The following is a 26,370-nucleotide window of genomic DNA, read 5'->3' on the forward strand; positions in this document are numbered from 1 at the left end:
CCAGCGTCGATCAGGAAGGGAATGTCTCCGATCGTGCGTCGCCTCCGGGGCCACCGGTCGTGAACACCACCGGGTCGTCAGCCGGCGTCTTCGACGCGGCCGGAATGATCGCAACGGCCAGCTTGACGGTCCGTCCGCCCTGGTGGGTTCGGTTCTCGGGCACCTCCAGGAACCCGCACCGCCTGGGGATCGGCTCGGGCGTCTTCGGACAGGGACTGGGCACGAATCGCGCCGGAGGTCTCGACGGGACTCGCCGACGGGGGTGGGGCGCCAACGCTCGGTGCCGTGCCGGCCGCTCCCAGGAAGGCCAGACCGGCTGTGGCAAGTGCTGTGGCGGCGCGCGCACCACGGGAGTGTCGCCGTGTGCACCGGTGCAGCCTCCGCCTTCGTACGAACCTGCCGCTTCGGTGAATCGAGGGCAGGAAACTCTGACTGATGCCCAGTTTTCGCATGTGATTCTCACCGACGTTCCCGGGCCGCCCCGTCAGGGGCGATGCCGTGCCGGTCGGCCCGCCGCACGCTCGGGGCGGGCACTGCGTTCGCCGGCCTGAGCCTGCGGGGAGACGTCCACCGCTCGTGGGATCCGCGCCCGGGGCGTCGGCAGAGGCCCCGGGGCCGGTCCCGGGCGTGCCGCTCGGACGGCCGACGGGAGGAGGCGCGCATTCGCCCGGTGCAGTGACGGGCCGCCCGTGGACCGGGCCACCGACCGTGAGCGGTCCGAACGCCGTGCATCACGGCGAGCGCGGCGGCTCCTGTCCGGACTCCCGGCGATGCCGCGTCCGTGAGCCGGGTCACTTTCCGTTAACCGATGCGCATGGTTCTGGCCATCGGGGGCAGGCGGCCAGATCGCTGGGTCGGACGACCGGTGGGCGAAACGGTAAGTGAAGGGCAAAGGCGACGTGTCGGCAGTGCAGAAGACCATTCATGTGGGCGGAGAGTGGCGGACGGCCACCTCCGGCGCCACGCGCGAGATCATCGACCCCGTCGACGCGACCACGTTCGCCGTCGTCGCCGAGGGTGGCCTCGCGGACACGGACGCCGCCGTCGCCGCCGCGCGTGACGCGTTCGACAACGGGCCGTGGCCGCAGACCCCTGTCGCCGAGCGCGCGGCACTGCTGCGGCGGGTCGCCGCGCTCCTCGAGCGGGACCGGGAGAAGATCGGCGCCCTCGAGAGCCAGGACGCGGGGAAGACCCTCGAGGAGGGCCGCGTGGACGTCGACTGCGTGCGCGACGCCTTCGTCTACTTCGCGGACCTCGTCATGAACGAGAGCGGCGGACGCGTCGTGGACGCCGGCTCGGACGACGTCCACAGCGTGGTGGTCCACGAACCACTCGGCGTGTGCGCCTTGATCACGCCGTGGAACTACCCCCTTCTCCAAGCGAGTTGGAAGATCGCCCCGGCCCTCGCCGCGGGCAATACCTTTGTGGTCAAGCCCAGCGAGATCACCCCGCTGACCACCGTCGCGCTGATCGGTCTGCTGGTCGAGGCCGGGCTGCCCGCCGGTGTCGCCAACATCGTCACCGGTGCCGGCGACCCCGTCGGTGCCCGGATGGCCGACCACCCCGACGTGGACCTCGTGTCCTTCACCGGGGGGCTCGCCAGCGGTACGAAGGTCGCCCACGCCGCCGCCGAGAGCGTCAAGAAGGTCGCCCTGGAACTCGGCGGCAAGAACCCGAACGTCGTCTTCGCCGACGCCTGCACCACCCCGGAGGGCTTCGACACCGCCGTCGACCAGGCACTCAACGCCGCGTTCATCCACAGCGGTCAGGTCTGCTCCGCCGGATCCCGGCTCATCGTCGAGGAGTCGCTGCGCGAGCGGTTCGTCGCCGAACTGGCGCGCAGGGCCGAGAAGATCCGTCTCGGCCGCGGCACCGACGAGGGCGTCGAGTGCGGCCCGCTCGTCTCCGCGCAGCAGCTCGCCAAGACCGAGGACTTCGTCGCCTCCGCGCTCGCGGAAGGCGCCGTCCTGCGGGCCGGCGGCGAGAAGCCCGAGGGCCCCGGGTACTTCTACCGGCCCACTGTCCTCGACCACTGCCACCGCTCCATGCGCGTGATCCGCGAGGAGATCTTCGGCCCGGTCCTGACCGTCGAGACCTTCCGTACCGAGGAAGAGGCCCTCGCCCTCGCCAACGACACCGAGTACGGCCTCGCCGGCGCCGTCTGGACGGCCGACGCCGGACGCGCCCGGCGAATGGCCCGGCGGATGCGGCACGGCACCGTCTGGATCAACGACTTCCACCCCTATCTGCCGCAGGCGGAGTGGGGCGGCTTCGGCAAGTCCGGCATCGGACGTGAGCTGGGGCCCACCGGACTCGCCGAGTACCGCGAGGCGAAGCACATCTACCAGAACCTCGCCCCGCGCCCCGTGCGCTGGTTCGCGGGCTGAGCCAAGGAAACGCACACCATGACCGACCACATCCACGAGTACGACTACGTCGTCGTCGGCGGCGGCACCGCCGGCTCGGTGATCGCCTCCCGCCTCACCGAGGACCCCGGTGTCACCGTGGCCGTCATCGAGGGCGGCCCGAGCGACGTCGGCCGTGACGACGTGCTGACCCTGCGCCGCTGGATGGGCCTGCTCGGAGGGGAGCTCGACTACGACTACCCGACCACCGAGCAGCCCCGCGGCAACTCGCACATCCGGCACAGCCGGGCCCGCGTACTCGGCGGCTGCTCGTCGCACAACACCCTCATCGCCTTCAAGCCGCTGCCGTCCGACTGGGACGAGTGGGCAGAGGCCGGCGCCGACGGCTGGGACGCCGCGGCCATGGACCCGTACTTCCACAAGCTGCGCAACAACATCGTCCCCGTCGACGAGGCCGACCGGAACGCCATCGCCCGCGACTTCGTCGACGCCGCGCAGACCGCGCTCGAAGTGCCGCGCGTCGAGGGCTTCAACAAGAAGCCCTTCCACGAGGGCGTCGGCTTCTTCGACCTCGCGTACCACCCGGAGAACAACAAGCGCTCTTCGGCGTCGGTCGCCTATCTGCACCCCTTCCTCGACCGGCCGAACCTGCACATCGCCCTGGAGACCTGGGCGTACCGGCTGGAGCTGGACGGGACGCGGGCGACGGGCGTGCACGTCCGCGCCAAGGACGGCGAGGAGCGGGTCGTACGGGCGCGGCGCGAGGTGCTGGTGTGCGCGGGCGCCGTCGACACGCCCCGGCTGCTGATGCACTCCGGCATCGGACCGCGCGCCGACCTGGAGAGGCTCGGCATACCCGTCGTCCACGACCTGCCGGGCGTCGGCGAGAACCTGCTCGACCACCCCGAGTCGGTCATCGTCTGGGAGACCCACGGGCCCATCCCGGAGAACTCCGCGATGGACAGCGACGCTGGTCTCTTCGTACGGCGCGACCCCGCGTCCGAGGGCCCCGACCTGATGTTCCACTTCTACCAGGTCCCGTTCACCGACAACCCGGAGCGGCTCGGCTACGAACGCCCCGCGCACGGCGTGTCGATGACCCCGAACATCCCCAAGCCCCGCAGCCGCGGCCGGCTCTACCTGACCAGCGCGGACCCCGAGGTCAAGCCGGCGCTGGACTTCCGGTACTTCACCGACGAGGACGACTACGACGGCCGCACCCTCGTCGACGGAATCAAGCTCGCCCGCGAGATCGCGGCTCGGGAGCCGCTCGCCGGCTGGCTGAAGCGCGAGGTCTGCCCGGGACCGGAGATCACCTCCGACGAGGACATCAGCGAGTACGCGCGCAAGGTCGCGCACACCGTGTATCACCCGGCCGGAACCTGCCGGATGGGCGCCGCCGACGACGAACTCGCGGTCGTCGCACCCGACCTGCGGATCCGGGGCCTTCAGGGCGTCCGGATCGCCGACGCGTCCGTCTTCCCGACGATGACGGCCGTCAATCCGATGATCGGCGTCCTGATGGTCGGGGAGAAATGCGCTGATCTGCTGGGCGCGGAAGCCGACAAGAGGGGCGGGAACCGATGAAGTCAGATCCCACGAAGACAGATCCCACGAAGACGGAGCCGACGGAGTCGGAGCCGACGGCGCCGGACGCGAACGTAAGGGACGCGAACGTAAGGGACGCGAAGGCGCCGGGCGTGCCGGTCGCGAAGGCGCCGGGCGTGGACGTACCGGGCCCGGACGCCACGGTCGGGGTGGGCGCGCCCGGCACTGACGCCGCGTCCGCCGGAGAGCCCCCCGTCTTCTCCGTCCGCAACCTGTGGAAGGTCTTCGGCCCGAAGGCCGCCAAGGTCCCGGCCGACCCGGAGCTCACCGCCCTGGACCCCGTCGAACTGCGCGAACGCACCGGCTGCACCGCCGCCGTGCGCGACGTCTCCTTCGACGTCCGCAAGGGCGAGGTGTTCGTCGTCATGGGTCTGTCCGGCTCCGGCAAGTCCACGCTCGTGCGCTGCCTGACCCGGCTGATCGAGCCGACCTCCGGATCGATCGCCATCGACGGCGAGGACGTGCTCTCCATGGACACCGCGCGGCTGCGCGAACTGCGCCGCCACCGCGCCTCCATGGTCTTCCAGCACTTCGGTCTGCTGCCGCACCGGTCGGTCCTCGACAACGTCGCCTACGGCCTGGAGATCCAGGGCATGGGCAGGGCCGCGCGCCGCTCGCGCGCCGCCGACGTCGTCGCGAAGGTCGGCCTGGAGGGCCTGGAGCACCGCAGGCCCGGCCAGCTGTCCGGCGGCCAGCAGCAGCGCGTAGGACTGGCACGGGCGCTCGCCGTGGACCCCGAGGTACTGCTCTTCGACGAGCCGTTCAGCGCGCTCGACCCGCTGATCCGCCGCGACATGCAGGAGGAGGTCGTACGGCTGCACAACGAGGAGGGCCGCACGATGGTCTTCATCACCCACGACCTGAGCGAGGCGCTCAAGCTGGGCGACCGGATCGCGCTGATGCGCGACGGCCGGGTCGTGCAGCTGGGCACCCCTGAGGAGATCGTCGGTTCCCCCGCCGACGAGTACGTACGGGACTTCGTCCGCGACGTGCCGCGCGAGCAGGTCATGACCGTGCGCACCGCCATGCGGCCCGCCGCCGGCGACGAGGGAGAGGGCGGCCCGGCGCTGGCCCCCGGTGCGACCGTCTTCGAGGCGATCGAGGCCGTGGCCCGCACCGGGCGGACCGCCCGCGTCGTCGAGGACGGCCGGTGCCTGGGCGTCGTCGGCCACGCGGACCTGCTGGGGGTCGTGGCGGGCACGACCGCCCACGAGGGGGTCGCCGCGTGACCGGCAGAACGCACCCGGCAGCCCGCCGGAACATCGACGGGCGGTGGCCGCGATGACCGCCGCCGTGTCCGCGCCCGCCGCGGAGAAGAAGAACCTCATCGGCCCGTCGCTCCGCGACGCCCTCCGGCATCCCGTGAAGGGCAAGCTGCTGGCGCTCGCCGCGCTCGCGCTCGTGCTCGTGCCCGCCGGGATCGCGCTGTGGGGCAGCGGCAGCTGGCCCGCCGCGCTGCACATCGACATCTCCGGGCCGCTCGACGACGCCAACCGGTGGGTGATCGACAACCGCGACTCCCACCCGCTCTTCCTCTACTTCCTGCTGCACTTGTCCAACAGCGCCACCGACGCGGTCGGCGGCGTGTACGACGTGCTGCACTCGATGGGCTGGCTCGGAGTCCTCGCCGTCGGTGTCCTCGTCGCCTGGCGCGCCGCCGGACTCGGCCGCCCCGGTGCCAAGGTCGCCGCGACCGCCTTCGGCGCGTTCGCCCTCTGCGGACTCCTGGGCATGTGGGACGCCACGCTGCTGACCATCGCGCTGATGGTCGTCGCCGTGGGACTGGCCGCACTGCTCGGTGTGCTGATCGGCCTGGTGGCCGGCCTGTCCGACCGGATCAACCGCGCGCTGCGCCCGGTGCTCGACACCATGCAGGTCCTGCCGGCCTTCGCGTACCTGCTGCCGTTCGTGCTGGTCTTCGGCACCGGCACACCGGCCGCGCTGTTCTGCACCGTCATCTACGCCGCGCCGCCCATGGCCCGCCTGACGGCGCTCGGACTGCGCGGCGCAGACCCCTCGGTGCTCGAGGCGTCCGCGTCGCTCGGTGCGAGCCCGTTGCAGCGGCTGCGGACCGCCCGGCTGCCGCTCGCCCGCAAGCAGATGCTGCTCGGGCTCAATCAGACGATCATGATGGCGCTGTCGATGGTCGTCATCGCCGCCCTCGTCGGCGCGGGCGGCCTCGGCGAGGAGGTCTACTCGGCGCTCTCCACCGTCGACGTCGGCAAGGCGCTCACCGCCGGTATCCCGATCGTGCTGATCGCCATCTGGCTGGACCGCACGACGGCCGCGGCCGGCGACCGGATCGGCCAAAGCGCCCCCGGCGGCGGACTGCTGCACGGCCGCTCCGGCTGGGGCCTGGTCGCGGCGGGCGTCGCCGTGGCCGTCTCTGCCCGGTTCCTGATCGGCGGGGCATGGCCCGAGGGGTGGACGTTCAACATCTCCACGCCGGTGAACCAGGCACAGAGCTGGATCACCGAGCACGTCTCCTCCGGTATCCCGGTGCTGGGCGGCACCGAGGTCTGGTCCGAGCAGTTCACCCTGTGGATCCTCAACCCGCTGCGGGACGGCCTGCTCTGGCTGCCCTGGTGGTCGGTGCTGCTGATCGTCGCGGCCCTCGCGTGGCTGGTCGGCACCTGGGCGACCGCGCTGACGGCCACGCTCGCGATGTCGGCGATCGGCGTGCTCGGCGTCTGGGCGAAGTCCCTGAACACGCTCTCGCAGGTGCTGGCCGCGCTGGTCGTCACCCTGGTCGTCGGCGTCTTCCTGGGCATCGTGTCCGCCCGCGCGGGGCGCCTCGAACGCATGCTGCGGCCCCTGCTCGACGCGATGCAGACGATGCCGCAGTTCGTCTATCTGATCCCGGTCGTGGCGCTCTTCGGTGTCACCAGGGCCTCGGCCATCATCGCCGCCGTCGTGTACGCGCTGCCCGCCGTCGTGCGCATCACCGCCCAGGGCCTGCGCGAGGTCGACCCCGCGGCCATGGAGGCGGCACGCTCACTCGGCGCCTCGCCCAGGCAGCAGCTCTTCCAGGTCCAGCTGCCGCTCGCCCGGCCCGCCCTCCAGCTCGCCGTCAACCAGGGCGTCGTGCTGGTCCTCGCCGTGGTCGTCGTCGGCGCGCTCGTCGGCGGCGGGGCGCTCGGCTACGACGTGGTCAAGGGCCTGTCCCGCGGCGAGATGGGGCTCGGCATGACCGCCGGCCTGGCGATCGTCTGCCTCGGCCTCGTCCTCGACCGGGTCACGCAGCCCGCCACCCGCAAGAGCGACCGACCGTGAAACCTCCACAGAACCGTGAACGACCGCAGACCGGTGAACCACCGCAGGCCGTGAACCACCACGAACAGTGAACCGCCACAGACGGTGAACCACCCCGGACCCACCACCGACGTCCCCGTCACGAACAGCAGGAGCACCATCATGCGAAACCGCACCAGAACCATCCGCACCGCCACCGCCCTCGTCGGCGCCCTGGGCGTCCTGACGCTCAGCGCGTGCGGCGCAGCGGACACCGGCAAGAGCCAGGACGCGGCCGACGGCGACAAGACCGTGAAGCTGACCGTTCCCTCCTGGGTCGGCGCGCAGGCCAACACGGCCGTCGCCGAGTACATCCTGGAGAAGGAGCTCGGCTACACGGTCAAGTCGCAGCAGATGGGCGAGGTCCTCGCCTGGGACGCGCTCTCCAAGGGCGACGTCGACGCGATCATGGAGGACTGGGGTCACCCCAAGGAAGAGAAGCGGTACATCGAGGACAAGAAGACCGTCGTCAAGGGCGGCGACCTCGGCGTCACCGGCCACATCGGCTGGTTCGTGCCCAAGTACTTCGCCGACGAGCACCCCGACGTGACGGACTGGAAGAACCTCAACAAGTACGCCAAGGAGTTCGCGACCGCCGAGAGCGGCGACAAGGGCGAGATCCTCGAGGGCTCCCCGGACTACGTCACCAACGACGACGCGATCATCAAGAACCTCGACCTGAACCTGAAGACCAACTACGCGGGTTCCGAGGCCGCGCAGATCACGGCCATCAAGAAGTACGTCAAGGACAAGAAGCCCTTCCTGACGTACTGGTGGACGCCGCAGTGGCTGAACGCCGAGGTCGAGCTGGTCGAGGTCAAGCTGCCGGAGTACAAGGAGGGCTGCGACGCCGACCCGAAGAAGGTCGCCTGCGCCTACCCGAACACCCCGCTGCAGAAGTTCCTCAACGCCGACTTCGCGAAGAACGGCGGTGACGCGGCGGAGTTCCTGAAGAACTTCAAGTGGTCGACCGAGCAGCAGAACGAGGTCGCGCAGATGATCGCCGGGGAGAAGATGTCTCCCGAGGCCGCGGCCGAGAAGTGGGTCAAGGCCAATGAGGCGACGTGGAAGGCATGGCTGCCGAAGAAGTGACGCCCCTGCTCCGCCCGGCCCGGGGCCGAGCGGCGCCACGGGCGCCGCGCCCCTGGCCGGGGCGGACCGCGTCGGCCGGGCGGCCGCGGGTCATGCACCGGCGGTCATGCCCCGGCGGTCCTGATACGGGTGGCTTGGCACCGGCGGTCTCGCACCGTGCGGCCATGCATCAGCGGTCCTGACACGGACGGCCTTGGCACCGGCCGTCCCGGCGTGCGGCGTTGCACCGCCCACGGATCGGTCCCGGATCACGGCCGGACCGGGTCCGGACCGGGGCCGGGTCCGGGACCGTGCCCCGTTCCGGCTACGCGCCGCGGCGCGCCGACTCGGCGGTCTTCGTCGTCCTCGCCAGGTCCACCGCCGACCTGAGGCTCAGGCCCGGCGCAGCCTCGCGCAGAGCCTTGATCGCCGGGATCGAGTCCGCCGGGCCCGTCACGCCCGCCGCGTCGAGACGCTGACGCACCCACTGGGCCTGAAGGTCCTCGTACGCCGCCGCCGACGCGTCCCCGACGATCTCCAGGGCGCGTTCGAGTCCCGGACGTTCCTCGGGCGTGGCCCGGTCCAGCGCGGCGCGGACGGCGGCCTCGATGCCGTCCGCGTCGCGCAGCACGATCACTGACTGTTCCTGCTTGCCGAATCCGAACATGCGGTGATCGTGTCCCGCGACTGGCGGTGGTACAACGCAGTTGAGCCTCTTCAGAGCTTCGCCGGCCAGGCCCCCTGCCCGTGCGGCTCGCGGGCGACGCCCGCCACCGCCGCCTGCGCCCGGCGCCGCAGCCCCGGACCGAAGGCGAAGAGGGGCGCCGGCGCTTTCGTCGGGGGCATCCGCCCTCCTCAGTGGTTCAGCGAGCCGGGCGTGTAGTGGCCGGGGGCCAGGCGGGCCGTCACGCCGAAGCGGTTCCAGGCGTTGATGACCGTGATCGCGGAGATGAGATGGGCCAGTTCGGTCTCGTCGAAGTGCTTCGCGGTCTTCTCGAAGACCTCGTCGGGGACGAAACCGTCGGTGAGCACCGTCATCGCCTCGGTCAGTTCGATCGCGGCGATCTCCTTCGCCGTGTAGAAGTGCCGCGACTCGTCCCAGGCGCTGAGCTGCACGATCCGCTCCACCGACTCGCCGGCCGCCAGCGCGTCCTTGCTGTGCATGTCGAGGCAGAAGGCGCAGTGGTTGATCTGCGAGGCGCGGATCTTCACCAGCTCCAGCAGCACCGGGTCGAGATGCTTACGGGACGCCTGGTCCAGCCGGACCATGGCCTTGTAGACGTCGGGGGCGTGTTCGGTCCACTGGATGCGGGGGGCCTGCTCAGGGGCCTTGGTCTCGTTCGTCGTCGTCATGGGTACGACCGTAGGGCGGCAGTGGCGCAGAGGTATGGTCCACTTTCATGACGGATTCCCGGGCCACTTCCGCCTCTGACGACGCGACGCCCGCCTCCGCTGCCGCCTCCGCCCCTTCCGACGCCGGTGCCGCGTCCGCTGTCTCGGGCGTCTCGGGCGCCTCGGGCGCCTTCCGGGCGGTCGGCGTGGATCTCCACCTCGAACTGCGCGGACCCGGGCTGCGGCAGGGACTGATGGACGCCCTGCGGGAAGCGGTGCGCGGCGGGAGGCTCGCGCCGGGGGTCCGGCTGCCGTCGTCCCGCTCGCTCGCCGCCGACCTCGGCATCGCCCGCAACACCGTCGCCGACGCGTACGCGGACCTGGTCGCGGAGGGCTGGCTCACCGCACGGCAGGGGTCCGGTACCCGGGTGGCGCGCCGGTCCGCGCCGCGCAAGGCGGCCACCGGCGCGGTCAGGGCGCGCCCGGCTCGCGGGCGTCCCGCGTACAGCCTGCAGCCCGGCAGCCCGGACCTGGCCTCCTTCCCGCGCGCGCAGTGGCTCAAGGCGGCCCGCAGGGCACTCGGCGCCGCACCCCACGAGGCGTTCGGCTACGGGGACCCGCGCGGCCGCGTCGAGCTTCGGACCGTGCTCGCCGACTACCTGGCACGGGCGCGCGGCGTGTACGCCGACCCCGGCCGCATCGTGATCTGCGCGGGTTTCGCGCACGGGCTCGCGCTGTTGGGCAAGGTGCTGCGGCAGCGGCGGGTCGGGGACGTGGCCGTCGAGTCCTACGGACTCGATGTGCACCGGAACCTGCTGACCGGCGCCGGGCTGCGCACCCCGGCACTGCCCCTCGACGACCTGGGCACCGACACCTCCGGGCTGGGCGAGAGCGAGCTGCGGAGCGCCGGAGCCGTGCTCATGACGCCCGCCCACCAGTTTCCCGTGGGGCTGCCGCTGCACCCCGACCGGCGGGCGGCGGCCGTCGACTGGGCGCGCCGGTCGGGCGGCCTGATCCTCGAGGACGACTACGACGGGGAGTTCCGTTACGACCGCCAGCCCGTCGGCGCGCTCCAGGGACTCGATCCGGAACGCGTCGTCTACCTGGGCACGGCGAGCAAGTCGCTGGCCCCCGGGCTGCGGCTGGCGTGGATGGTGCTGCCGCCGGACCTGGTCGACGAGGTGCTGGAGGCCAAGGGCGGCGCCGAACGGATGTCGAGCACACCGGACCAGCTCACCCTCGCCGAGTTCATCACCTCCGGAGCGTACGACCGGCATGTACGGGGCATGCGGCTGCGCTACCGGCGCCGCCGCGACGAGCTGGTGCGGGAACTGGCCGTGCACGCCCCGGGCATCCGGGTGAGCGGTATCGCCGCCGGGCTGCACGCCGTTCTCGAACTGCCGCCGGGGACCGAGCAGTCCGCCGTGCGGGCGGCGGCGTGGCAGGGGCTGGTCGTCGAGCCCCTCGGCCGTTTCCGGCACCCGGACACCGCACCCGGCAGGGACGCGCTCGTCGTCGGCTACGCCACGCCGTCGGACAGCGCCTGGGCGGGTGCGCTGGACGCGCTGTGCCGGGCCCTGGCGTAGACGAGCAGGGCGTGGCGAAGGGCCTGGATGTCCTCCCGGGAGACGACCACCACGACGTCGACGTCGTGTTCCAGCGCCTTACCGAGCGCCTCGGCGGACGGCGCCGCCGGCCGGCCGACCCGTGCGCCCCACGCCGTCGCGTAGTCGGCGACCGCGGTCGTCAGCTCGTCGTCGCCGAACAGCAGCAGCCGCGTGCTCATATGACCGTCATCCGCTCGGGGCCGGCACCAGTGCTCCTCGAAGATCGTTTCCCAGCTCCCCTCGACCGTACGGAGTCCGGCCCCCGGGCACCTTGTCCGCATCTCCAGAGGCTCGCCGCGCGTGTTGGCCGATCGCACGACAGGGAACGGCAGGCCGGGACGGTTGTATGTGCTCCTGCCCACCGAGTAGCGTCGGTGCCACTGGCACGGCACGCCGAGCGACCTCACGCTCCGTGGCAGACGGTCACCCGGTGGGCAGGTCCAGGCCGCGGGGCACGGTGCCCGGTCTCCCCGACACCCACGGGGATCTCGCCTGGCGCGTCCGCTCGTGCGCAGGACAGGTGGTAACCATGGCCAACGCAGGCACGCCGACCGGCGCGGTCGTACGGCAGTTGCTGTTCGCGCTCGGCGATCCGGTCATCGGGCTGGTCGCCGCGCCCGGTGGTCTCGATGTCGAGATCAACGACGTCGTCATCCTGGACGCCGACGACGAGCCGGACCACTACCGGAACGACCTTGTCCTGATCATCGGCGCACGCGGCCGGCGGGTCCACCGCCTCGCCCGTGCCGCCGCCGGCCAGGGGGCCGCGGCCGTGGCCCTGAAGACGGAACACGGTGAGGACCTCGACGAGCTGAAGCGCCTCGCCGCCGACACCGGGATCGTGGTCCTCTGTGTGCGGCCCGAGGTGCGTTGGGCCCAACTCGACGCCCTCGCCAGGGGCGTTGTCGCGGACGCGCGCGTCCTGGTGCCGGAAGCCGGACGGCAGGCCGATCTGTTCGCCCTCGCACAGACGGTCGCCGCTCTCACCGGCGGCATCGTGAGTATCGAGGACAGCGCCAACCGCGTGCTGGCCTACTCCCGTTCCGACGACGAGGTCGACGAACTGCGCCGGCTGTCGATCCTGGGCTGGCAGGGCCCGGCCGACTACCTTGCCCTGCTGCGGGAGTGGGGTGTCTTCGACCGGCTGCGCGCCGGTGACGACATCGTGCACATCGACGAACGGCCGGAGAGAGGGATCAGAAGGCGGCTGGCCATCGGCATCCGTGTCGAAGAGCAGCTCCTCGGCTCCATCTGGGTGCAGGAGGGCCGGGACCCACTGGCGGACAACGCGGAGAGCGCGCTGGTCGGGGCCGCGAGGACGGCCGCTCTGCAGCTCGTCCGGCGGCGTACCGGAGCCTCACCCGACCTGGAGTTCGAGCAGAGCCTGTTCCGCCGGATGCTGGAGGGGCACATCGATCCCCGGACCTTCGCCGACAACATCGGGGCCGATCTGGACGAACCGGCCGTCGTGGCGGCGTTCACGCTCAACGCGGGCGTGACGGGCGCCAGCGCGGGCAGCGACGCCGGTCGCCCGGCCTTCGAGATGCGCAGGGCGACCATGATGAGCCTGATCTCCGTCCACGCGGCCGCGTACCGGCGGCGGTCTCTGGTCACCACCGCCGACGCACGCGTCTACATGCTCCTCCCGGGCCTGCCCGAGCAGTCCGGGGAGAGTACCGCCTGCGGACTGGCGGGCGAGATCGTGCGGGCGGCGAGCCAGCGGATGAAGCTGGACGTCCGCGCCGCCGTCGGCTCGGTGGTCGGCGGTCTGCACGCGATCGCCCAGTCGAGGGCAGAGGCGGACCAGGTGCTCGACATCGTCATGCGCGGCGGCGAGCAGCGCGTGGCCACCATCGCCGACGTACGCTCCGAAGTCCTGCTCAGTGAGGCGCTCGCACTGCTGGAGCAGCATCCGCGTCTTCGTGATCCCCGTATCACCGCCCTCCTCGCCTACGAGGCCGAGCACGAGTCCGGGCTGGTGCCGTCCGTACTCGCATACCTGGGGACACTCGGCAACGTGCGAGCGGCCGCGCGGTCGCTGCACGTCCACCCGAACACCCTCCGCTACCGCCTGAAGCGGGCCGAGGCGGTCAGCGGGATCGATCTCGCCGATCCTCATCAGTGCCTCTTCTCCCATCTGCAACTGCTCCTGGAGAACGGGTCGACGGCCGTGCCGCCCGGAAGGTGACCCGTGCCGCCCGGGACGTCACCGGGGACTGCCCGCCACGGGCGCCGGGTGCTCCGGCACGAACACCTGCCGGAGCACCCAGGCCGGTCACCGGGCCACTGGACCGTCCGAGCCGTCCGAGCGGCTATGCCGTGGTCCGATCGGCCGGCTCCAGCTCGTCGCCCTGCCCGCCGGGCTCGACGCCCTCCCCTTCGCCGGAGCGCAGCGCCGCGCGGAACCGCGCCAGCTCCCGCTTGACGACCGGCGCGAGCAGATAGAGGCCGATGATGTTGATCAGCGCCAGGAGGAACAGCACGGCGTCGGTGAACGCCAGAACGCTGCCGAAGCTGAGCACCGCGCCGATGACGATGAAGGCGCAGAACACCGTCTGGTAGACGCGCTCGCTGAGCCTGCTCCGCCCGAAGAGGTGGGTCCACGCCTTCTGACCGTAGTAGGCCCAGGTGATCATGGTGGAGATCGCGAAGAGGACCACCGCCACGGTGAGGACGATCGGGAACCACGGCAGCACGGTCTCGAACGCCGAGGAGGTGACGGTGACCCCGTCCACGGTGGTGCCGTTCGCCGCGTAGTCCGCCTTCGCGTCGTTCCAGAACTGCGTGTCGGCGATGACGATGGTCAGTGCGGTCATGGTGCAGACGACCACGGTGTCGATGAAGGGCTCGAACAGGGCGACCAGACCCTCGGTCGCCGGGTAGCGCGTCTTGACGGCCGAGTGGGCGATCGGCGCGGACCCGAGGCCCGCCTCGTTGGAGAACGCGGCGCGGGTGAAGCCGACGATCAGCGCTCCGACGACGCCTCCGACGACTCCTTCCCCGGTGAACGCGCCGTTGAGGATCGCGCCGAACGCCGCGGGGACCTCGGTGACGTTGAACAGGATGACGATGAGGCAGCCGGTGACGTACACGATCGCCATGGCCGGGACCAGACGGCTGGTCACCCGGCCGATCGACTTGATACCGCCGATGATGACCACACCGACGACGAGGGCGAGCACGACACCCAGCGCCAGCGCCGAACCGTCGCCGGCCAGCGGGCCGTCGTCACCGCCGGTGATGTCCCGGAGCTGGATGACGGACTGGTTGGCCTGGAACATGTTGCCGCCGCCGATCCCGAAGAGGAGGATCATGGCAGCCGCGAGCCCTGCAAGGGCCTTTCCGAGGAACCGGCCCGTGGCCCCGGGCAGCCGCTCCGCGACCCCCTTGCGCAGGTACTGCATCGGACCGCCGGAGACGCTGCCGTCCGGGTGGTGATCGCGGTAGCGCACACCGAGGGTGCACTCGACGAACTTGGAGGCCATGCCCAGCAGGCCGCAGAGCACCATCCAGAAGGTGGCTCCCGCCCCACCGATGGTGACGGCCACACCGACGCCGGCGATGTTGCCCAGGCCGACGGTGCCGGACACGGCCGATGTCAGCGCCTGGAAGTGGGTGATCTCGCCCGGGTCGTCCTTCCTGCTGTGCCGGCCGCGGAGGATCTGCAGGGCCAGCCGGAGACCGCGCACCTGAATGAGTCCGAAGTAGAGGGTGAAGACCGCGCCCGCGAGAACGAGCCAGGCGACGATCCAGGGAAAGCTGATCCCGAAGAGAGACACCTCGCCGAAGACGAAGTCTCCGAGTCCGGTGGCAATCGGATCGAACACCGCGTTGATCTTTTCCTCCACGGTCCCGAGGAATCCGCTCTCCGCGCCTTGGGCGAGTGCGGGAACCCCTTCAGGAGCAGAACGCAGCTGTTGCATCAGAGCCATTGCGGTCTCCTTCTCCCGGGCCGGGGACGACGACGCCGCCGGAACGTCCCGGATGCCGGATTGCTGTTCGGGGAACCGTAGGGCGGCCCCGGTCGCCGGGATTTCGTCCAACCGGCCAAAGAACCGGCTCGGGCGCTGGCGATCTGGACCATGCCGGGCCCAAGCGGACCGACCTGTTCAGGAGGCGATGCGCAGGACGGACCAGGCGCCCGGTGCCTTCGCCGGGGGGCGATGCGGCGCTCAGCGGCGTCGGTGACGGATCCGAACACGATGCCGGGACGCCGGCCCGGCGAAGTCACTCCCGGCGGTCGTACCGGCCGGTCACCCTCGGCGCTCGCGGACCGGCTGCGTGGCCCTGCGTCCGGACAGCCCGGTCCGGTCGGCACTCGCTCCGAAAGTCCTCATCGGCCCGGAGTCGATACATTTGTACAAGGGTGAGCTGCTGCTCAGCCGACGCTGCTGCTTGTGGTCATCCGTCTCCCGAGCGAGGAAGACATGTCCGACCTGAGCGCGCCGGTCCTGGCCACTTTCATCGTCTATGTGGTGGCCGTGGTCTCGGTGGGAGTCTGGGCGTACACCCGGACCCGGACCTTCGCCGATTTCGCGCTGGGCGGCCGCAGGCTCAGCGCGCCTGTCGCGGCGCTCTCCGCCGGCGCGAGCGACATGTCCGGCTGGCTGTTCCTCGCCCTCCCCGGAGCCGTCTACGCGGCCGGGATCGATGCGAGCTGGATCGCCGTGGGTCTGGCCGCCGGAACCTATCTGAACTGGCTGCTCGTCGCCCCGAGACTGCGCACCTACACGGAGCGGGCCGGTAACGCGGTCAGCCTCTCGGCCTATCTGGAGGAGCGTTTCGAGGACCGCACCCGGACGCTGCGGATGGTCTCGGCCGCCGTGACCGTCGTGTTCTTCACTGTCTACGTCGCCAGCGGACTGGTGGCCGGAGGGTTGCTGTTCGAGCAGGTCTTCGACATCGCCTTCGAACTCGGCGTGGTGCTGACCGCCCTGGTCATCGTGACCTACGCGTGTCTCGGTGGCTTCCTCGCCGTCAGCCTGACACACGTCATGCAGGGCACCCTGATGTTCGTCGCCCTGCTGGTGCTCCCCCTCGTCGGCGTCGCGGCACTCGGAGGTTTCGGTTCCCTGGAGGAATCCCTCGACCGCAAGACGCCGAGCCTGCTGGACATCGGGTCGGAGACCGGTTTCATCGACGGCCGGTGGACGGCGGGCGGCTCGCTCGGGGCCGTGGCGATCGTGTCGCTGCTCGCCTGGGGCCTCGGCTACTTCGGCCAGCCGCACATCCTGGCCCGCTTCATGGGCATCCGCAGCACCCGGGCGGTCCCGGCGGCCCGGCGCATCGGAACGTTCTGGGTGCTGGTCGTGCTCGCCGGTGCCACGCTCGTGGGCCTCGTGGGGATCGCACGGCTCGACACGCCTCTCGAGAACCCGGAGACGGTGTTCATCGTCCTGAGCGAGACCCTGCTCAATCCCTGGGTCGCCGGGCTGATGCTGGTCGCCGTACTGGCCGCGATCATGTCGACCGCGGACAGCCAGCTCCTCGTGTCGTCCGTCGCCCTCACGGAGGACTTCTACCGCGCGTTCCTCCACCGGCGCGCGTCGGACCGGATGCTGGTGTGGGTGGGGCGCGGGGCCGTGGTGCTGGTGATCGTCGTCGCCTGTGTGATCGCGCTCGGGGGCGGCGGGGTGCTGAACATCGTCGCCTACGCCTGGGCCGGTTTCGGCGCGGCGTTCGGGCCCGTCGTCCTGCTGTCGCTGTACTGGCCGCGGATGACCTGGGCGGGGGCCATGGCCTCGATCGTGTCCGGCGCGGCCACGGTGCTCCTGTGGGACAGGATCAACCCGCTGCTGGGGCCGCTCGAGTCGGACATCTACGAGATGGTTCCGGGCGTGCTCGTCGCCACGGCCGCCGCGCTGGTCTTCGGCAGGTTCGTCGGCCGTCCGCCGCAGCGGGCCTTCTGGCGGATGCCGGGGGGCGGGGTCAGTCAGCTGCTGCTCGTACCGTTCCTGTCCGACGCGCCGGTCGGCGTGGCGGTCCTCGACACCGACCTGCGCTACGTCTGGGTGAACAAGATCCTCGGGCGGCTCCTCCCTCCGGACCGGAGGCTGGGGCGCCAGGTGAAGGAGGTGCTGCCGAAGCCCGTGGCAGAGGCTTTCGAGGAGCGGATGCGGACCGTCCTGCGGACGGGGGCTCCGGTGATGGACCACGAGTTCCGCGCCGTCGATCATCCCGCGCCCTACCGGGACCGGGCGTACTCGGCCTCGTTCTTCGGCATGAAGGACCGGCGCGGTCGGCAGGTGGGTGTCTGGTACATGATCATCGACGTCACGGAGCGCCGAAGGGCACAGGAGCGCCTCGCCCTCCTGAACGAGGCGAGCGCCCGCATCGGCAGCGCGCTGGACGTGCAGCTGACGGCGCAGGAACTGGCCGACAACGCCGTGCCCGCCCTCGCCGACTTCGTCGCCGTCGACCTGCTGGAGTCGGTCATCGGAGGCGAGGAGCCCGCCCCCGGGCCGGTCGACCTCGGCCCGGTCATCCGCCGCGCGGGGCAGAGGTCCGTACGCGAGGGCAGCCCGGAGGCGCTGCTGACCGTGGGCGAAGTGGTCCAGCGCGCCCCGTCCTCGCCCGTCGCCCGCTGCCTGCTGGAGGGCAGGACCCTGGTCGAGGACCTGGAGCACTCGCCCGAGGCATGGGTCGCCATGGATCCGACCCTGGGCCCCGCCATCCGCCGGTTCGACCTCCGCTCGGTGATGGTGGTGCCGGTACGGGCCCGCGGTGTCACGCTGGGCGCGGCGACGTTCGTCCGGTCCGGGCGCACGTGGCCCTTCGAGGAGGACGACGTACGTCTCGCCGAGGAACTCGTCTCCCGTGCCGCCGTGTCCATCGACAACGCGCGCCGCTTCACCCGTGAGCGGACCGCTGCCCAGTCGATGCAGCGCTACCTGCTGCCGCAGGAAGTGACCGGCGGATCCGCTCTGGACGTGGCGTCGTGGTACTGCCCGGCGGACGCGCCGACCGGCGTGGGCGGTGACTGGTTCGACGTGATCCCCCTGTCCGGGGCAAGGGTGGCGCTGGTCGTCGGGGACGTGGTCGGGCACGGCATCAACTCCGCGGCGACGATGGGGCGGCTCCGCACGGCGGTGCGCACACTCGCCAATCTGGACCTTCCCCCCGACGAACTGCTGGCTCACCTGGACGACCTGGTCATCGGCCTCATGGAGTCGCCCGGCAGCGACGGGACGACGTCGGCCGAGAACGAGAGCGTGAGCGCCGCGATGGTGGGCGCCACCTGCCTGTACGCCGTGTACGACCCGGTCACCGGGATGTGCAGTATGGCCAGGGCCGGTCACCTTCCGCCGGTGATCGTCCGCCCCGAAGGCACCGTCGAGTTCCTGGACCTGCCCGCCGGACCGCCGATCGGCCTCGGTTCCCTGCCCTTCGAGTCCGTGGAACTGGAACTGGCCGAGGGCAGCCTGGTCGGGCTCTACACCGACGGCCTCGTCCGGGCCCCGGACCGGGACATCGACGTCGGCCTCTCCCGGCTGAGGGAAAGGCTCACGGCGCCCGGCCCGTCGCTGCGGGAGATCGGCGACAGCGTCGTCGACGCGCTGCTGGAAGTCCCGCCGCCCGACGACGCCGCCCTGCTCCTCGCCCGGACCCGCCTGCTGGGGTCCGACCGGGTCGCGTCCTGGGACCTGCCCTCGGACCCCGCCGCCGTCTCGGACGCCCGCGGCGTCGCCGCCCGGCAACTGTCGGCATGGGGCCTGGACGACCTGACGTTCACCACGGAGCTGATCGTCAGCGAGCTGGTCACCAACGCCATCCGTCACGCCACCGGACCGATCGTCCTGCGGCTGATCCGGGACCGGGCCCTGATCTGCGAAGTGTCCGACGCCAGCAACACCTCGCCCCGTCTGCGCCATGCCCGGACCACGGACGAGGGAGGGCGGGGCCTGCTGATCGTCGCGCAGCTGGCCCGGCGCTGGGGGACGCGCTACACGAAAGCCGGGAAGATCATCTGGACCGAGCAGGGGCTTCCCGACCCGCCGAGGTCCTGAGCGAGCGACAGCGGTCCGCGCCGACACGCCGCGGACCGCTGCCCGGAGCCGCCCCGCGCCCCGCCAGAGCCGCCCCGCGCCAGAGCCGGCTACCGGGTACGGCACGGCGCGGGGCCCCGGCAGTGGCGGGCCGCGCTGCCTTGCCGCGTCGCCGTACCCCTTGCCCGTGCTGCCGTGCGCCGTGCGCCGTGCGCCCGTGCCGCCGTGCACCCGCGCTGCCTTGCCGTGCCGTCGTGCCGCGTTGCCCCGTTGCCGTGCGCCGTTGCCGTGCCCCGTGCCGTCAACCGCTCAGCGCGGCGCGGATCCGGTCGAGGCCCCAGTCCAGGTCCTCCTTGCTGATCACCAGCGGCGGCGCGATCCGGATCGTCGGCCCATGGGTGTCCTTCACCAGTACCCCCAGGTCCACCAGCTTCTCCGAGACCTCCCGGCCGGTGCCGTGCTCCGGCGCGATGTCCACGCCCGCCCACAGACCGCGTCCGCGCACCGCCGTCACCGCGCCGCTGCCCGACAGCAGGGCCAGCTCACGGTGGAGGTGCTCACCCAGTTCGGCGGCGCGCCGCTGGAACTCGCCGGTCCGCAGCATCGCGATCACCTCCAGGGCGACGGCGCATGCCAGCGGATTCCCGCCGAAGGTCGAACCGTGCTCGCCCGGCCGGTGGACGCCGAGGACCTCGGCAGAGGAGACCACGGCGGACACCGGCACCACGCCGCCGCCCAGCGCCTTGCCGAGCACGTACACGTCCGGCACCACGCCCTCGTGTTCGCAGGCGAAGGTCGCTCCCGTCCGGCCCAGCCCCGACTGGATCTCGTCCGCGACGAACAGCACGTTCCGCTCACGGGTGATCCTGCGGACGCCGGCCAGGTAGCCGGCGGGCGGGACCACCACGCCCGCCTCGCCCTGGACGGGCTCCAGCAGTACCGCGACCGTGTTCTCCGTGACCGCCGACTCCAGCGCGGTCAGGTCCCCGTACGGGACGATCTCGAAGCCCGGGGTGTACGGCCCGTGGTCGGCGCGCGCCTCCGGGTCGGTGGAGAAGCTGATGATCGTGGTCGTCCGGCCGTGGAAGTTGTCGGCCGCCACGACGATCTTCGCCATGTTGGCCGGCACCCGCTTGACCCGGTAGCCCCATTTGCGGGCGGTCTTGACGGCCGTCTCCACCGCCTCCGCGCCGGTGTTCATCGGCAGGACCATCTCCATGCCGCACAGCTCGGCGAGTTGGGCGCAGAAGTCGCCGAACCGGTCGTGGTGGAAGGCACGGGAGGTCAGCGTGACCCGTTCCAGCTGCGCCTTGGCCGCTTCGATCAGCCGCCGGTTGCCGTGGCCGAAGTTGAGGGCCGAATACCCCGCGAGCAGGTCGAGGAAGCGGCGGCCCTCGACGTCCGTCATCCAGGCGCCGTCCGCCGTGGCGACGACGACCGGCAGCGGGTGGTAGTTGTGCGCGGTGTGCGCCTCGGCCGCGGCGTAGGCGGATGTCGTACTCGACACGGGTCCTCCGATCGTCGTGGACGGCGCTCCGGCAGGGCGGACCGCCGGGCCCGTTCCGTCCGCCCGCCCTCCCTCCATCGTCCCGCTCCGCCCGCGGCTCGCAGTGTGGAACGCACCGCGCGGCGACTCGCCGCACGCGTCGCTCGTCGGCGCGGAGGAACAGCCCCAGGACGCGCTCACCGTCATCCGCGCGGAGGCGGAGGTGGTGGCGGAGGCGGAGGTGGTGGTGGAGGTGGCGCTGATGAGCGCGCACCCCGCCCCGGGCCCGACCGCCCGCCTCGCCCCCGCCCCCGGCGCCCGATCCCCGGCGCCCGATCCCCGGCCCGGCCCCGCCCCGCGCCGGCCGCCGGAGGGGCCTTCCCGCGTCCTCACACCTTTGATGCACCGGCGGCCGGAGATCGGTTCCGCACCTGAGAGAATGGTGTGCATGGCCTCATCCCGACCTCGCGCGCTCTCCGGTATCCAGCCCACCGCCGGTTCGTTCCACCTCGGGAACTACCTCGGCGCCATCCGCCAGTACGTCGCGCTGCAGGAGACCCACGACGCGTTCTACATGATCGTGGACCTGCACGCGATCACCGTGCCGCAGGATCCGGCTGAGCTGCGTGCGAACACCCGACTCGCCGCGGCCCAGCTGCTCGCGGCCGGCCTCGACCCGGAGCGCTGCACGCTCTTCGTCCAGAGCCACGTTCCGGAACACGCCCAGCTCGGCTGGGTCATGAACTGCCTCACGGGCTTCGGCGAGGCGTCCCGCATGACCCAGTTCAAGGACAAGTCCGCCAGGCAGGGCGCCGACCGGGCCACCGTGGGGCTGTTCACGTACCCGATCCTCCAGGTCGCGGACATCCTGCTGTACCAGGCGGACGCGGTGCCGGTCGGTGAGGACCAGCGCCAGCACGTCGAGCTGACCCGTGACCTCGCGGAGCGCTTCAACAGCCGCTTCGGGCAGACGTTCACGGTCCCTGCGCCGTACATCGTCAAGGAGGTCGGCAAGATCTACGACCTCCAGGACCCGTCGATCAAGATGAGCAAGTCGGCTTCCACGCCCAAGGGCCTGGTGAACCTGCTCGACGATCCGAAGACCACCGCGAAGAAGGTCAAGAGCGCCGTCACCGACACCGACACGGTGGTCCGCTTCGACGCCGACGAGAAGCCGGGCGTCAGCAACCTGCTCACCATCTACTCCACCCTCACGGGTACGACGATCGCCGATCTGGAGCAGAAGTACGAGGGCAAGGGCTACGGTGCGCTCAAGACCGACCTCGCCGAGGTGATGGTCGACTTCGTCACACCCTTCCGTACCCGTACGCAGGAATACCTGGACGACACGGAGACGCTGGACTCGATCCTGGCCAAGGGCGCGGAGAAGGCGCGCGCGGTCGCGGCGGAGACGCTGGCGGACGCGTACGACAAGCTGGGCTTCGTCCCCGCGAAGCACTGAGCCGCACCGAACCGGCGGAGTCCGAGGGCCTGTGTCCAAGGACTCTGGCCACACCGAGGGTGCAGCCGCCACACTGGCGGCTGCACACCCGCTCACCGATCCGTACCGACAGCTTCGGCACCGACACCTGAGGAGAACGACGTGGGGACCGTAACGCTCGGCGTTTCGATCGCGGTCCCGGAGCCCTACGGCAGCCTGCTCCAGGAGCGGCGCGCGGGCTTCGGTGATCCCGCCGCGCACGGCATTCCGACACACGTCACCCTGCTGCCGCCGACCGAGGTCGACTCCTCGCTTCTGCCCGCCGTGGAGGCGCATCTGGAGGCCGTCGCGGCGGGCGGCCGGCCGTTCCCGATGCGGCTCTCCGGCACCGGGACCTTCCGCCCGCTCTCGCCCGTCGTCTTCGTCCAGGTGGTCGAGGGCGGCGCCGCGTGCACCTGGCTGCAGAAGCGGGTGCGGGACGCGTCGGGGCCGCTGATCCGCGAGCTGCAGTTCCCCTACCACCCGCATGTGACGGTGGCGCACGGCATCTCCGAGGAGGCCATGGACCGCGCGTACGAGGAGCTGTCCGAGTACCGCGCGGAGTGGACCTGCGCCTCCTTCGCGCTCTACGAGCAGGGCGCGGACGCCGTGTGGCGCAAGCTGAGCACCTACGCCTTCGGGGGCGGCATCACGGGTGTGCCCACCCAGGGCGCCCCGGTCGACGAGCACGCCACCAGCCTCTGACACGCCCCGCCCGCCGACACGCTCCGGCCCCTGACACGCCCCGCCCGCCGACACACTCCGGCCCCTGACACGCCCCGCCCGCCGACACACTCCGGCCCCTGACACGCCCCGCCCGACCGACACGCTTCGGCCCCTGGCGCGCCCCGCCCGACCGACACCCTTCGGGTCTGTCACACGCCCCCGCCGCATACCCCCGGCCCTGTACCCGCCGGCCACACATCCCGGCCGCGGTCACCCTTCGTAGCAACCCCCGGGTACGGCGCGCCGCCGGGCCTGCGGCGCGTGACGCGGGGTAGGCGTACCCGCATGGACTGGCTGATCAAGCTCCCTGTCGTCGGCCCGCTCGTACGGCGGCTGACGCGTACCCACGCCTGGCGGTCGTACGAGACGCTCGACCGGGCGCACTGGACGCGTCTCGCGGCCGCGATCACGTTCCTCAGCTTCCTGGCGCTCTTTCCGCTGATCACTGTCGTCGCCGCGATCGTCGCGGCGACGCTCGACCAGCAGGCGCTGGACGGGCTCGACGACACGCTCTCCGAGCAGGTGCCCGGCATCTCCGACCAGCTCGACATCGAGGCCCTGGTGGCCCACGCCGCCACGGTCGGGGTCGTCGCCGGTGCGGTGCTGCTGTTCATGGGCGTCGGCTGGGTCGGCTCGATGCGGGAGTGCCTGCGGGCCGTGTGGGATCTCGACGACGAGGACGAGGGCAACCCGGTGGTCCGCAAGCTCAAGGACGTGGGGGTACTGGCCGGCCTCGGCGGTATCGGTCTGGCCTCGTTCGCGGCCTCCGCGCTCGGCTCCATGACCGTCGGCTGGACCGCCGACCTGCTGGGCCTGGAGGACGGCGGGATCGGGGGAGTGCTGCTCCAGGTCGCCGCCGTCGCCGTCGGTGTGCTCGCGAACTTCCTGATCCTGCTCTACGTCCTGACCCTGCTGCCGGGAGTCCATCCGCCGCGCCGTCGCCTCGTCGTGGCCGCGCTGATCGGCGCGGTCGGCTTCGAACTGCTCAAGCTGCTGCTCGGTGGCTACATCAGCGGTGTCGCCTCACGGAGCATGTACGGCGCCTTCGGCGTCCCGATCGCCCTGCTGCTGTGGATCAACTTCACGGCGAAGCTGCTGCTGTTCTGCGCCGCCTGGACGGCGACGCCGAGCAGCGGCGACGAGCAGCCCGCGGGTGAGGAGTCCGCAGGCGACGAGGGCCCCGTCAGGGACGAGGCTCGTGACGGGACCGGTCCGGCAGCGGCCACCGGCGCCTGAGCAGGAACATCGCGGCCCCGAGACCTGCCAGCACGGCGCCGGCGACGCTCAGCGCGACGCCCATGCCGCTCGAGCCGGTCTGCGAGGCGGCGACCGGCTCGGCGGCCCCGTCCTTGCCCGCGTCGTTCTTGACCGGCTCCGGGGCGGGGGACGTCGCAGGACGCGCCGACGCCGGCGGTACGAGCTCACCGACCGGCGTCACCTTGCCGGCCGCCGCGAAGCCCCAGTCCAGCAGCCTGCTCGCCTCCTTGTAGACGGCCATGCTCTCGTCCGACTCCGGGTGCATGACGGTGACGAGCAGTACCTTGCCGTTGCGCTCCGCGACCCCGGTGAACGTCGAACCCGCCTGTGTGGTGGTGCCGTTCTTGACTCCGGCGATGCCCTTGTACGGGGTCACGCCGCTCGCGCCGGTGAGCAGCCGGTTGGTGTTCTGGATCTTGAACGTCTCGCGCTTCTTGCCCTTCTTCTGCTCGCCGGGGAAGTCGGCGCTCACCGTCGAGCAGTACTCGCGGAAGTCCTTCTTCTGCATCCCGCTGCGCGCGATCAGAGTGAGGTCGTACGCGGAGGAGACCTGGCCGGGGGCGTCGTAGCCGTCGGGGGAGACGACCTTGGTGTCCAGCGCCTGCAGCTCCGCGGCGTGCGCCTGCATGTCGGCGATGGTCTTGGGCATACCGCCGTTCATCGCCGCCAGGACGTGGACGGCGTCGTTGCCCGACCGCAGGAAGACCCCGAGCCACAGGTCGTGGACCGTGTAGGTGTGGTTCTCCTTGATGCCGACCAGGCTGCTGCCCTCACCGAGTGCGGCGAGCTCCTCGGGGGCGACCTCGTGGGCGGTCGTCTTCGGCAGCCTGGGCAGCAGTGTGTCCGCGAAGAGCATCTTCATCGTCGAGGCAGGGGGTAGGCGCCAGTGCGCGTTGTGGGAGGCGAGCACGTCCCCGCTCTCGGCGTCCGCCACTATCCAGGACCGGCCGCTGACGCTCTTGGGGAGGACCGGCGCGCCGGGACCGAGCAGGACCTGTGTGCCCGGCTTGGCGAGCTGTGCGCCGCCGACCGACGACATGACCGCCGGAGGCTTCGCCTTCTTCCGGTCCGGATTGTCGTCGTGCGTGGCCGCGAAGGCGGGGGCGGCGGTTGTCGCGGGCAGCAGGGCGGCGGCGAGAAGCGCCAGGGCGGCCCTTCTCGCGGTCGTCTTCTTCAGAGCAGACACGGACGAGAACGTACAGGGCCGCATTGAAAATATGGAGATCGGCCCGCTGTTCGGCCCGATCTGACACCGGGACAGCCCACCCCGGAGAACCCGGTCGGAGGACGGCCGCGATACTTGGCGCATGAAGCTCAGCCGATCCGTCTCCTGGTTCCTGCTCGCGTTCGGGGTGTGGAGCTGGTTCATCTGGATCACTTTCGTCAAGAACCTGTGGCAGGACGCCAGCGGGCTCGCATTCGACGACGCGGGGGACCCCTCCGGCTACTTCTGGGTCCATCTGCTGCTCGCCGTCACGTCCTTTGTTCTGGGGACGGTCATCGGGGTCATCGGGTTGCGCGGGCTGCGTGCCCTGCGGCGTGAACAGGGACCGGGAACGGGCAACGGCCAGGGGACAGGGAGCCGATCGTGACCGCAGTCGTCGTACTCGTGATCATTCTGGTCGTCGCCCTGTTCGCGGGTGTGCACTGGTACGTGTGGCGGCGGCTGGTGCGCGACACGACCGCGCGGGGCGGCACCGCGCGCCGGGTCGGTACGGCGGCGGTCTGGGTGCTGCCCCTGCTGTCGTTCGCGGCACTCGTGTCGGGCCGGGCCGGAGCGCCCTTCTGGCTGGAGCGGATCCTGGCGTGGCCGGGCCAGCTGTGGCTCGCGGTGCTGCTCTATCTGGTCATGGCGCTGCTCGTGGGCGAGGCGGTCCGGCCCCTGCTCCGCAGGGCCCTGGAGCGCCGTGCCGCCGCGTCCGGTGATCACCCGAACGAGACCGCCGTCCCTTCGGCGCGGCCCACGCCCGGGTCTGCTGCGGCGGGACCGGTCCTCGCCGGGCCCGCCGCCTCACCGGCCACGGCCGCCTCCGGCGAGGCGGCCCGTCCGGCGGGCGCTCCCTGGCTCTTCTGGTGCGTCTGCACCGCGATGGACCCGGCACGCTCCGCGACCTCGGCCGCGGCCTGCTGCGGGGTGGTGACGACGAGGATCTCCGCGTTC

General features: G+C 71.5%; 19 protein-coding genes and 1 pseudogene. 13 read left to right on the top strand and 7 right to left on the bottom strand.

What is annotated here, in order from left to right; translation table 11 throughout:
• Positions 1–899 precede the first annotated feature (899 nt).
• The 5 genes from AB0903_RS29780 to AB0903_RS29800 all read left to right on the top strand — a co-directional run bounded on the left by AB0903_RS29780 (position 900) and on the right by AB0903_RS29800 (position 8,357).
• Positions 900–2,387 carry an aldehyde dehydrogenase family protein gene (locus AB0903_RS29780; protein WP_366707831.1) on the top strand — a complete coding sequence of 496 codons (1,488 nt, stop codon included), beginning with the start codon at positions 900–902 and terminating at the stop codon, positions 2,385–2,387.
• Between the two features lie 18 nt (positions 2,388–2,405).
• Entirely contained in the window at positions 2,406–3,953 is a 1,548-nt protein-coding gene (locus tag AB0903_RS29785; RefSeq protein WP_366707832.1) for a GMC oxidoreductase, read from the top strand.
• A complete protein-coding gene (locus AB0903_RS29790) occupies positions 3,950–5,203 on the top strand; it encodes a glycine betaine/L-proline ABC transporter ATP-binding protein (protein WP_366707833.1) in 1,254 nt (417 codons plus the stop codon). Before AB0903_RS29785 ends, AB0903_RS29790 begins: the two co-directional genes overlap by 4 nt.
• A 52-nt stretch (positions 5,204–5,255) precedes the next feature.
• Positions 5,256–7,247: an ABC transporter permease subunit gene (locus AB0903_RS29795; protein ID WP_366707848.1), complete on the top strand. Its 1,992-nt coding sequence runs from the start codon at positions 5,256–5,258 to the stop codon at positions 7,245–7,247.
• Positions 7,248–7,388: 141 nt separating this feature from the next.
• Positions 7,389–8,357, top strand: a complete 969-nt coding sequence (locus AB0903_RS29800; RefSeq protein ID WP_366707834.1) for an ABC transporter substrate-binding protein — start codon at positions 7,389–7,391, stop codon at positions 8,355–8,357.
• A gap of 304 nt (positions 8,358–8,661) precedes the next feature.
• Here AB0903_RS29800 and AB0903_RS29805 read toward each other — a convergent pair whose 3' ends face one another.
• Genes AB0903_RS29805 through AB0903_RS29815 form a run of 3 tightly spaced genes read right to left on the bottom strand, consistent with a single transcriptional unit; the run spans position 8,662 to position 9,689 of the window.
• Positions 8,662–9,003, bottom strand: a complete 342-nt coding sequence (locus AB0903_RS29805) for a hypothetical protein (RefSeq protein WP_366707835.1) — start codon at positions 9,001–9,003, stop codon at positions 8,662–8,664.
• Positions 9,004–9,053: 50 nt separating this feature from the next.
• A complete protein-coding gene (locus AB0903_RS29810) occupies positions 9,054–9,182 on the bottom strand; it encodes a hypothetical protein (protein WP_366707836.1) in 129 nt (42 codons plus the stop codon).
• A 9-nt stretch (positions 9,183–9,191) separates the two neighbouring features.
• Positions 9,192–9,689, bottom strand: a complete 498-nt coding sequence (locus AB0903_RS29815) for a carboxymuconolactone decarboxylase family protein (RefSeq protein ID WP_366707837.1) — start codon at positions 9,687–9,689, stop codon at positions 9,192–9,194.
• 47 nt (positions 9,690–9,736) lie between these two features.
• Between AB0903_RS29815 and AB0903_RS29820 the strand changes: the two genes are divergently transcribed.
• Positions 9,737–11,254, top strand: a complete 1,518-nt coding sequence (locus AB0903_RS29820; protein ID WP_366707838.1) for a PLP-dependent aminotransferase family protein — start codon at positions 9,737–9,739, stop codon at positions 11,252–11,254.
• Here the strand turns inward: AB0903_RS29820 and AB0903_RS29825 are convergent.
• The gene (locus AB0903_RS29825) at positions 11,188–11,454 is read right to left on the bottom strand and encodes a hypothetical protein (protein ID WP_366707839.1); all 267 of its coding nucleotides are present in this window, start codon (positions 11,452–11,454) and stop codon (positions 11,188–11,190) included. The genes AB0903_RS29820 and AB0903_RS29825 overlap by 67 nt on opposite strands.
• A 350-nt stretch (positions 11,455–11,804) precedes the next feature.
• On the opposite strand from AB0903_RS29825, the gene AB0903_RS29830 reads away from it, so the two are divergent.
• The gene (locus tag AB0903_RS29830; RefSeq protein ID WP_366707840.1) at positions 11,805–13,463 is read left to right on the top strand and encodes a helix-turn-helix domain-containing protein; all 1,659 of its coding nucleotides are present in this window, start codon (positions 11,805–11,807) and stop codon (positions 13,461–13,463) included.
• Between the two features lie 124 nt (positions 13,464–13,587).
• Here AB0903_RS29830 and AB0903_RS29835 read toward each other — a convergent pair whose 3' ends face one another.
• Complete coding sequence (locus tag AB0903_RS29835; RefSeq protein WP_366707841.1) at positions 13,588–15,207, bottom strand: alanine/glycine:cation symporter family protein; 1,620 nt, start codon at positions 15,205–15,207, stop codon at positions 13,588–13,590.
• Positions 15,208–15,702: 495 nt separating this feature from the next.
• Here AB0903_RS29835 and putP point away from each other — a divergent pair, with 495 nt between their 5' ends.
• Positions 15,703–19,281 carry a sodium/proline symporter PutP gene (gene putP / locus AB0903_RS29840; RefSeq protein ID WP_366707842.1) on the top strand — a complete coding sequence of 1,193 codons (3,579 nt, stop codon included), beginning with the start codon at positions 15,703–15,705 and terminating at the stop codon, positions 19,279–19,281.
• Positions 19,282–19,561: 280 nt separating this feature from the next.
• On the opposite strand, the gene rocD is transcribed toward putP, so the two are convergent.
• A complete protein-coding gene (gene rocD, locus AB0903_RS29845) occupies positions 19,562–20,767 on the bottom strand; it encodes an ornithine--oxo-acid transaminase (RefSeq protein ID WP_366707843.1) in 1,206 nt (401 codons plus the stop codon).
• Positions 20,768–21,194: 427 nt separating this feature from the next.
• Between rocD and trpS the strand changes: the two genes are divergently transcribed.
• From trpS to AB0903_RS29860, 3 genes are all read left to right on the top strand, one after another.
• The gene (trpS, locus tag AB0903_RS29850; protein WP_366707849.1) at positions 21,195–22,208 is read left to right on the top strand and encodes a tryptophan--tRNA ligase; all 1,014 of its coding nucleotides are present in this window, start codon (positions 21,195–21,197) and stop codon (positions 22,206–22,208) included.
• Between the two features lie 141 nt (positions 22,209–22,349).
• Entirely contained in the window at positions 22,350–22,931 is a 582-nt protein-coding gene (locus tag AB0903_RS29855; RefSeq protein ID WP_366707844.1) for a 2'-5' RNA ligase family protein, read from the top strand.
• 306 nt (positions 22,932–23,237) lie between these two features.
• Complete coding sequence (locus tag AB0903_RS29860; protein WP_366707845.1) at positions 23,238–24,188, top strand: YihY/virulence factor BrkB family protein; 951 nt, start codon at positions 23,238–23,240, stop codon at positions 24,186–24,188.
• Here AB0903_RS29860 and AB0903_RS29865 read toward each other — a convergent pair.
• Positions 24,136–25,578 carry a D-alanyl-D-alanine carboxypeptidase gene (locus AB0903_RS29865; protein WP_366707846.1) on the bottom strand — a complete coding sequence of 481 codons (1,443 nt, stop codon included), beginning with the start codon at positions 25,576–25,578 and terminating at the stop codon, positions 24,136–24,138. The genes AB0903_RS29860 and AB0903_RS29865 overlap by 53 nt on opposite strands.
• On the opposite strand from AB0903_RS29865, the gene AB0903_RS29870 reads away from it, so the two are divergent.
• Together AB0903_RS29870 and AB0903_RS29875 are read left to right on the top strand one after the other, a co-directional pair.
• Positions 25,517–25,801: a hypothetical protein gene (locus tag AB0903_RS29870; protein ID WP_366707847.1), complete on the top strand. Its 285-nt coding sequence runs from the start codon at positions 25,517–25,519 to the stop codon at positions 25,799–25,801. The genes AB0903_RS29865 and AB0903_RS29870 overlap by 62 nt on opposite strands.
• Positions 25,798–26,370, top strand: a pseudogene (locus AB0903_RS29875) (hypothetical protein); the annotation flags it as partial. The gene AB0903_RS29870 and the pseudogene AB0903_RS29875, both read left to right, overlap by 4 nt.

This window comes from Streptomyces sp. NPDC048389, from assembly GCF_040706335.1.
Taxonomy (GTDB): domain Bacteria; phylum Actinomycetota; class Actinomycetes; order Streptomycetales; family Streptomycetaceae; genus Streptomyces.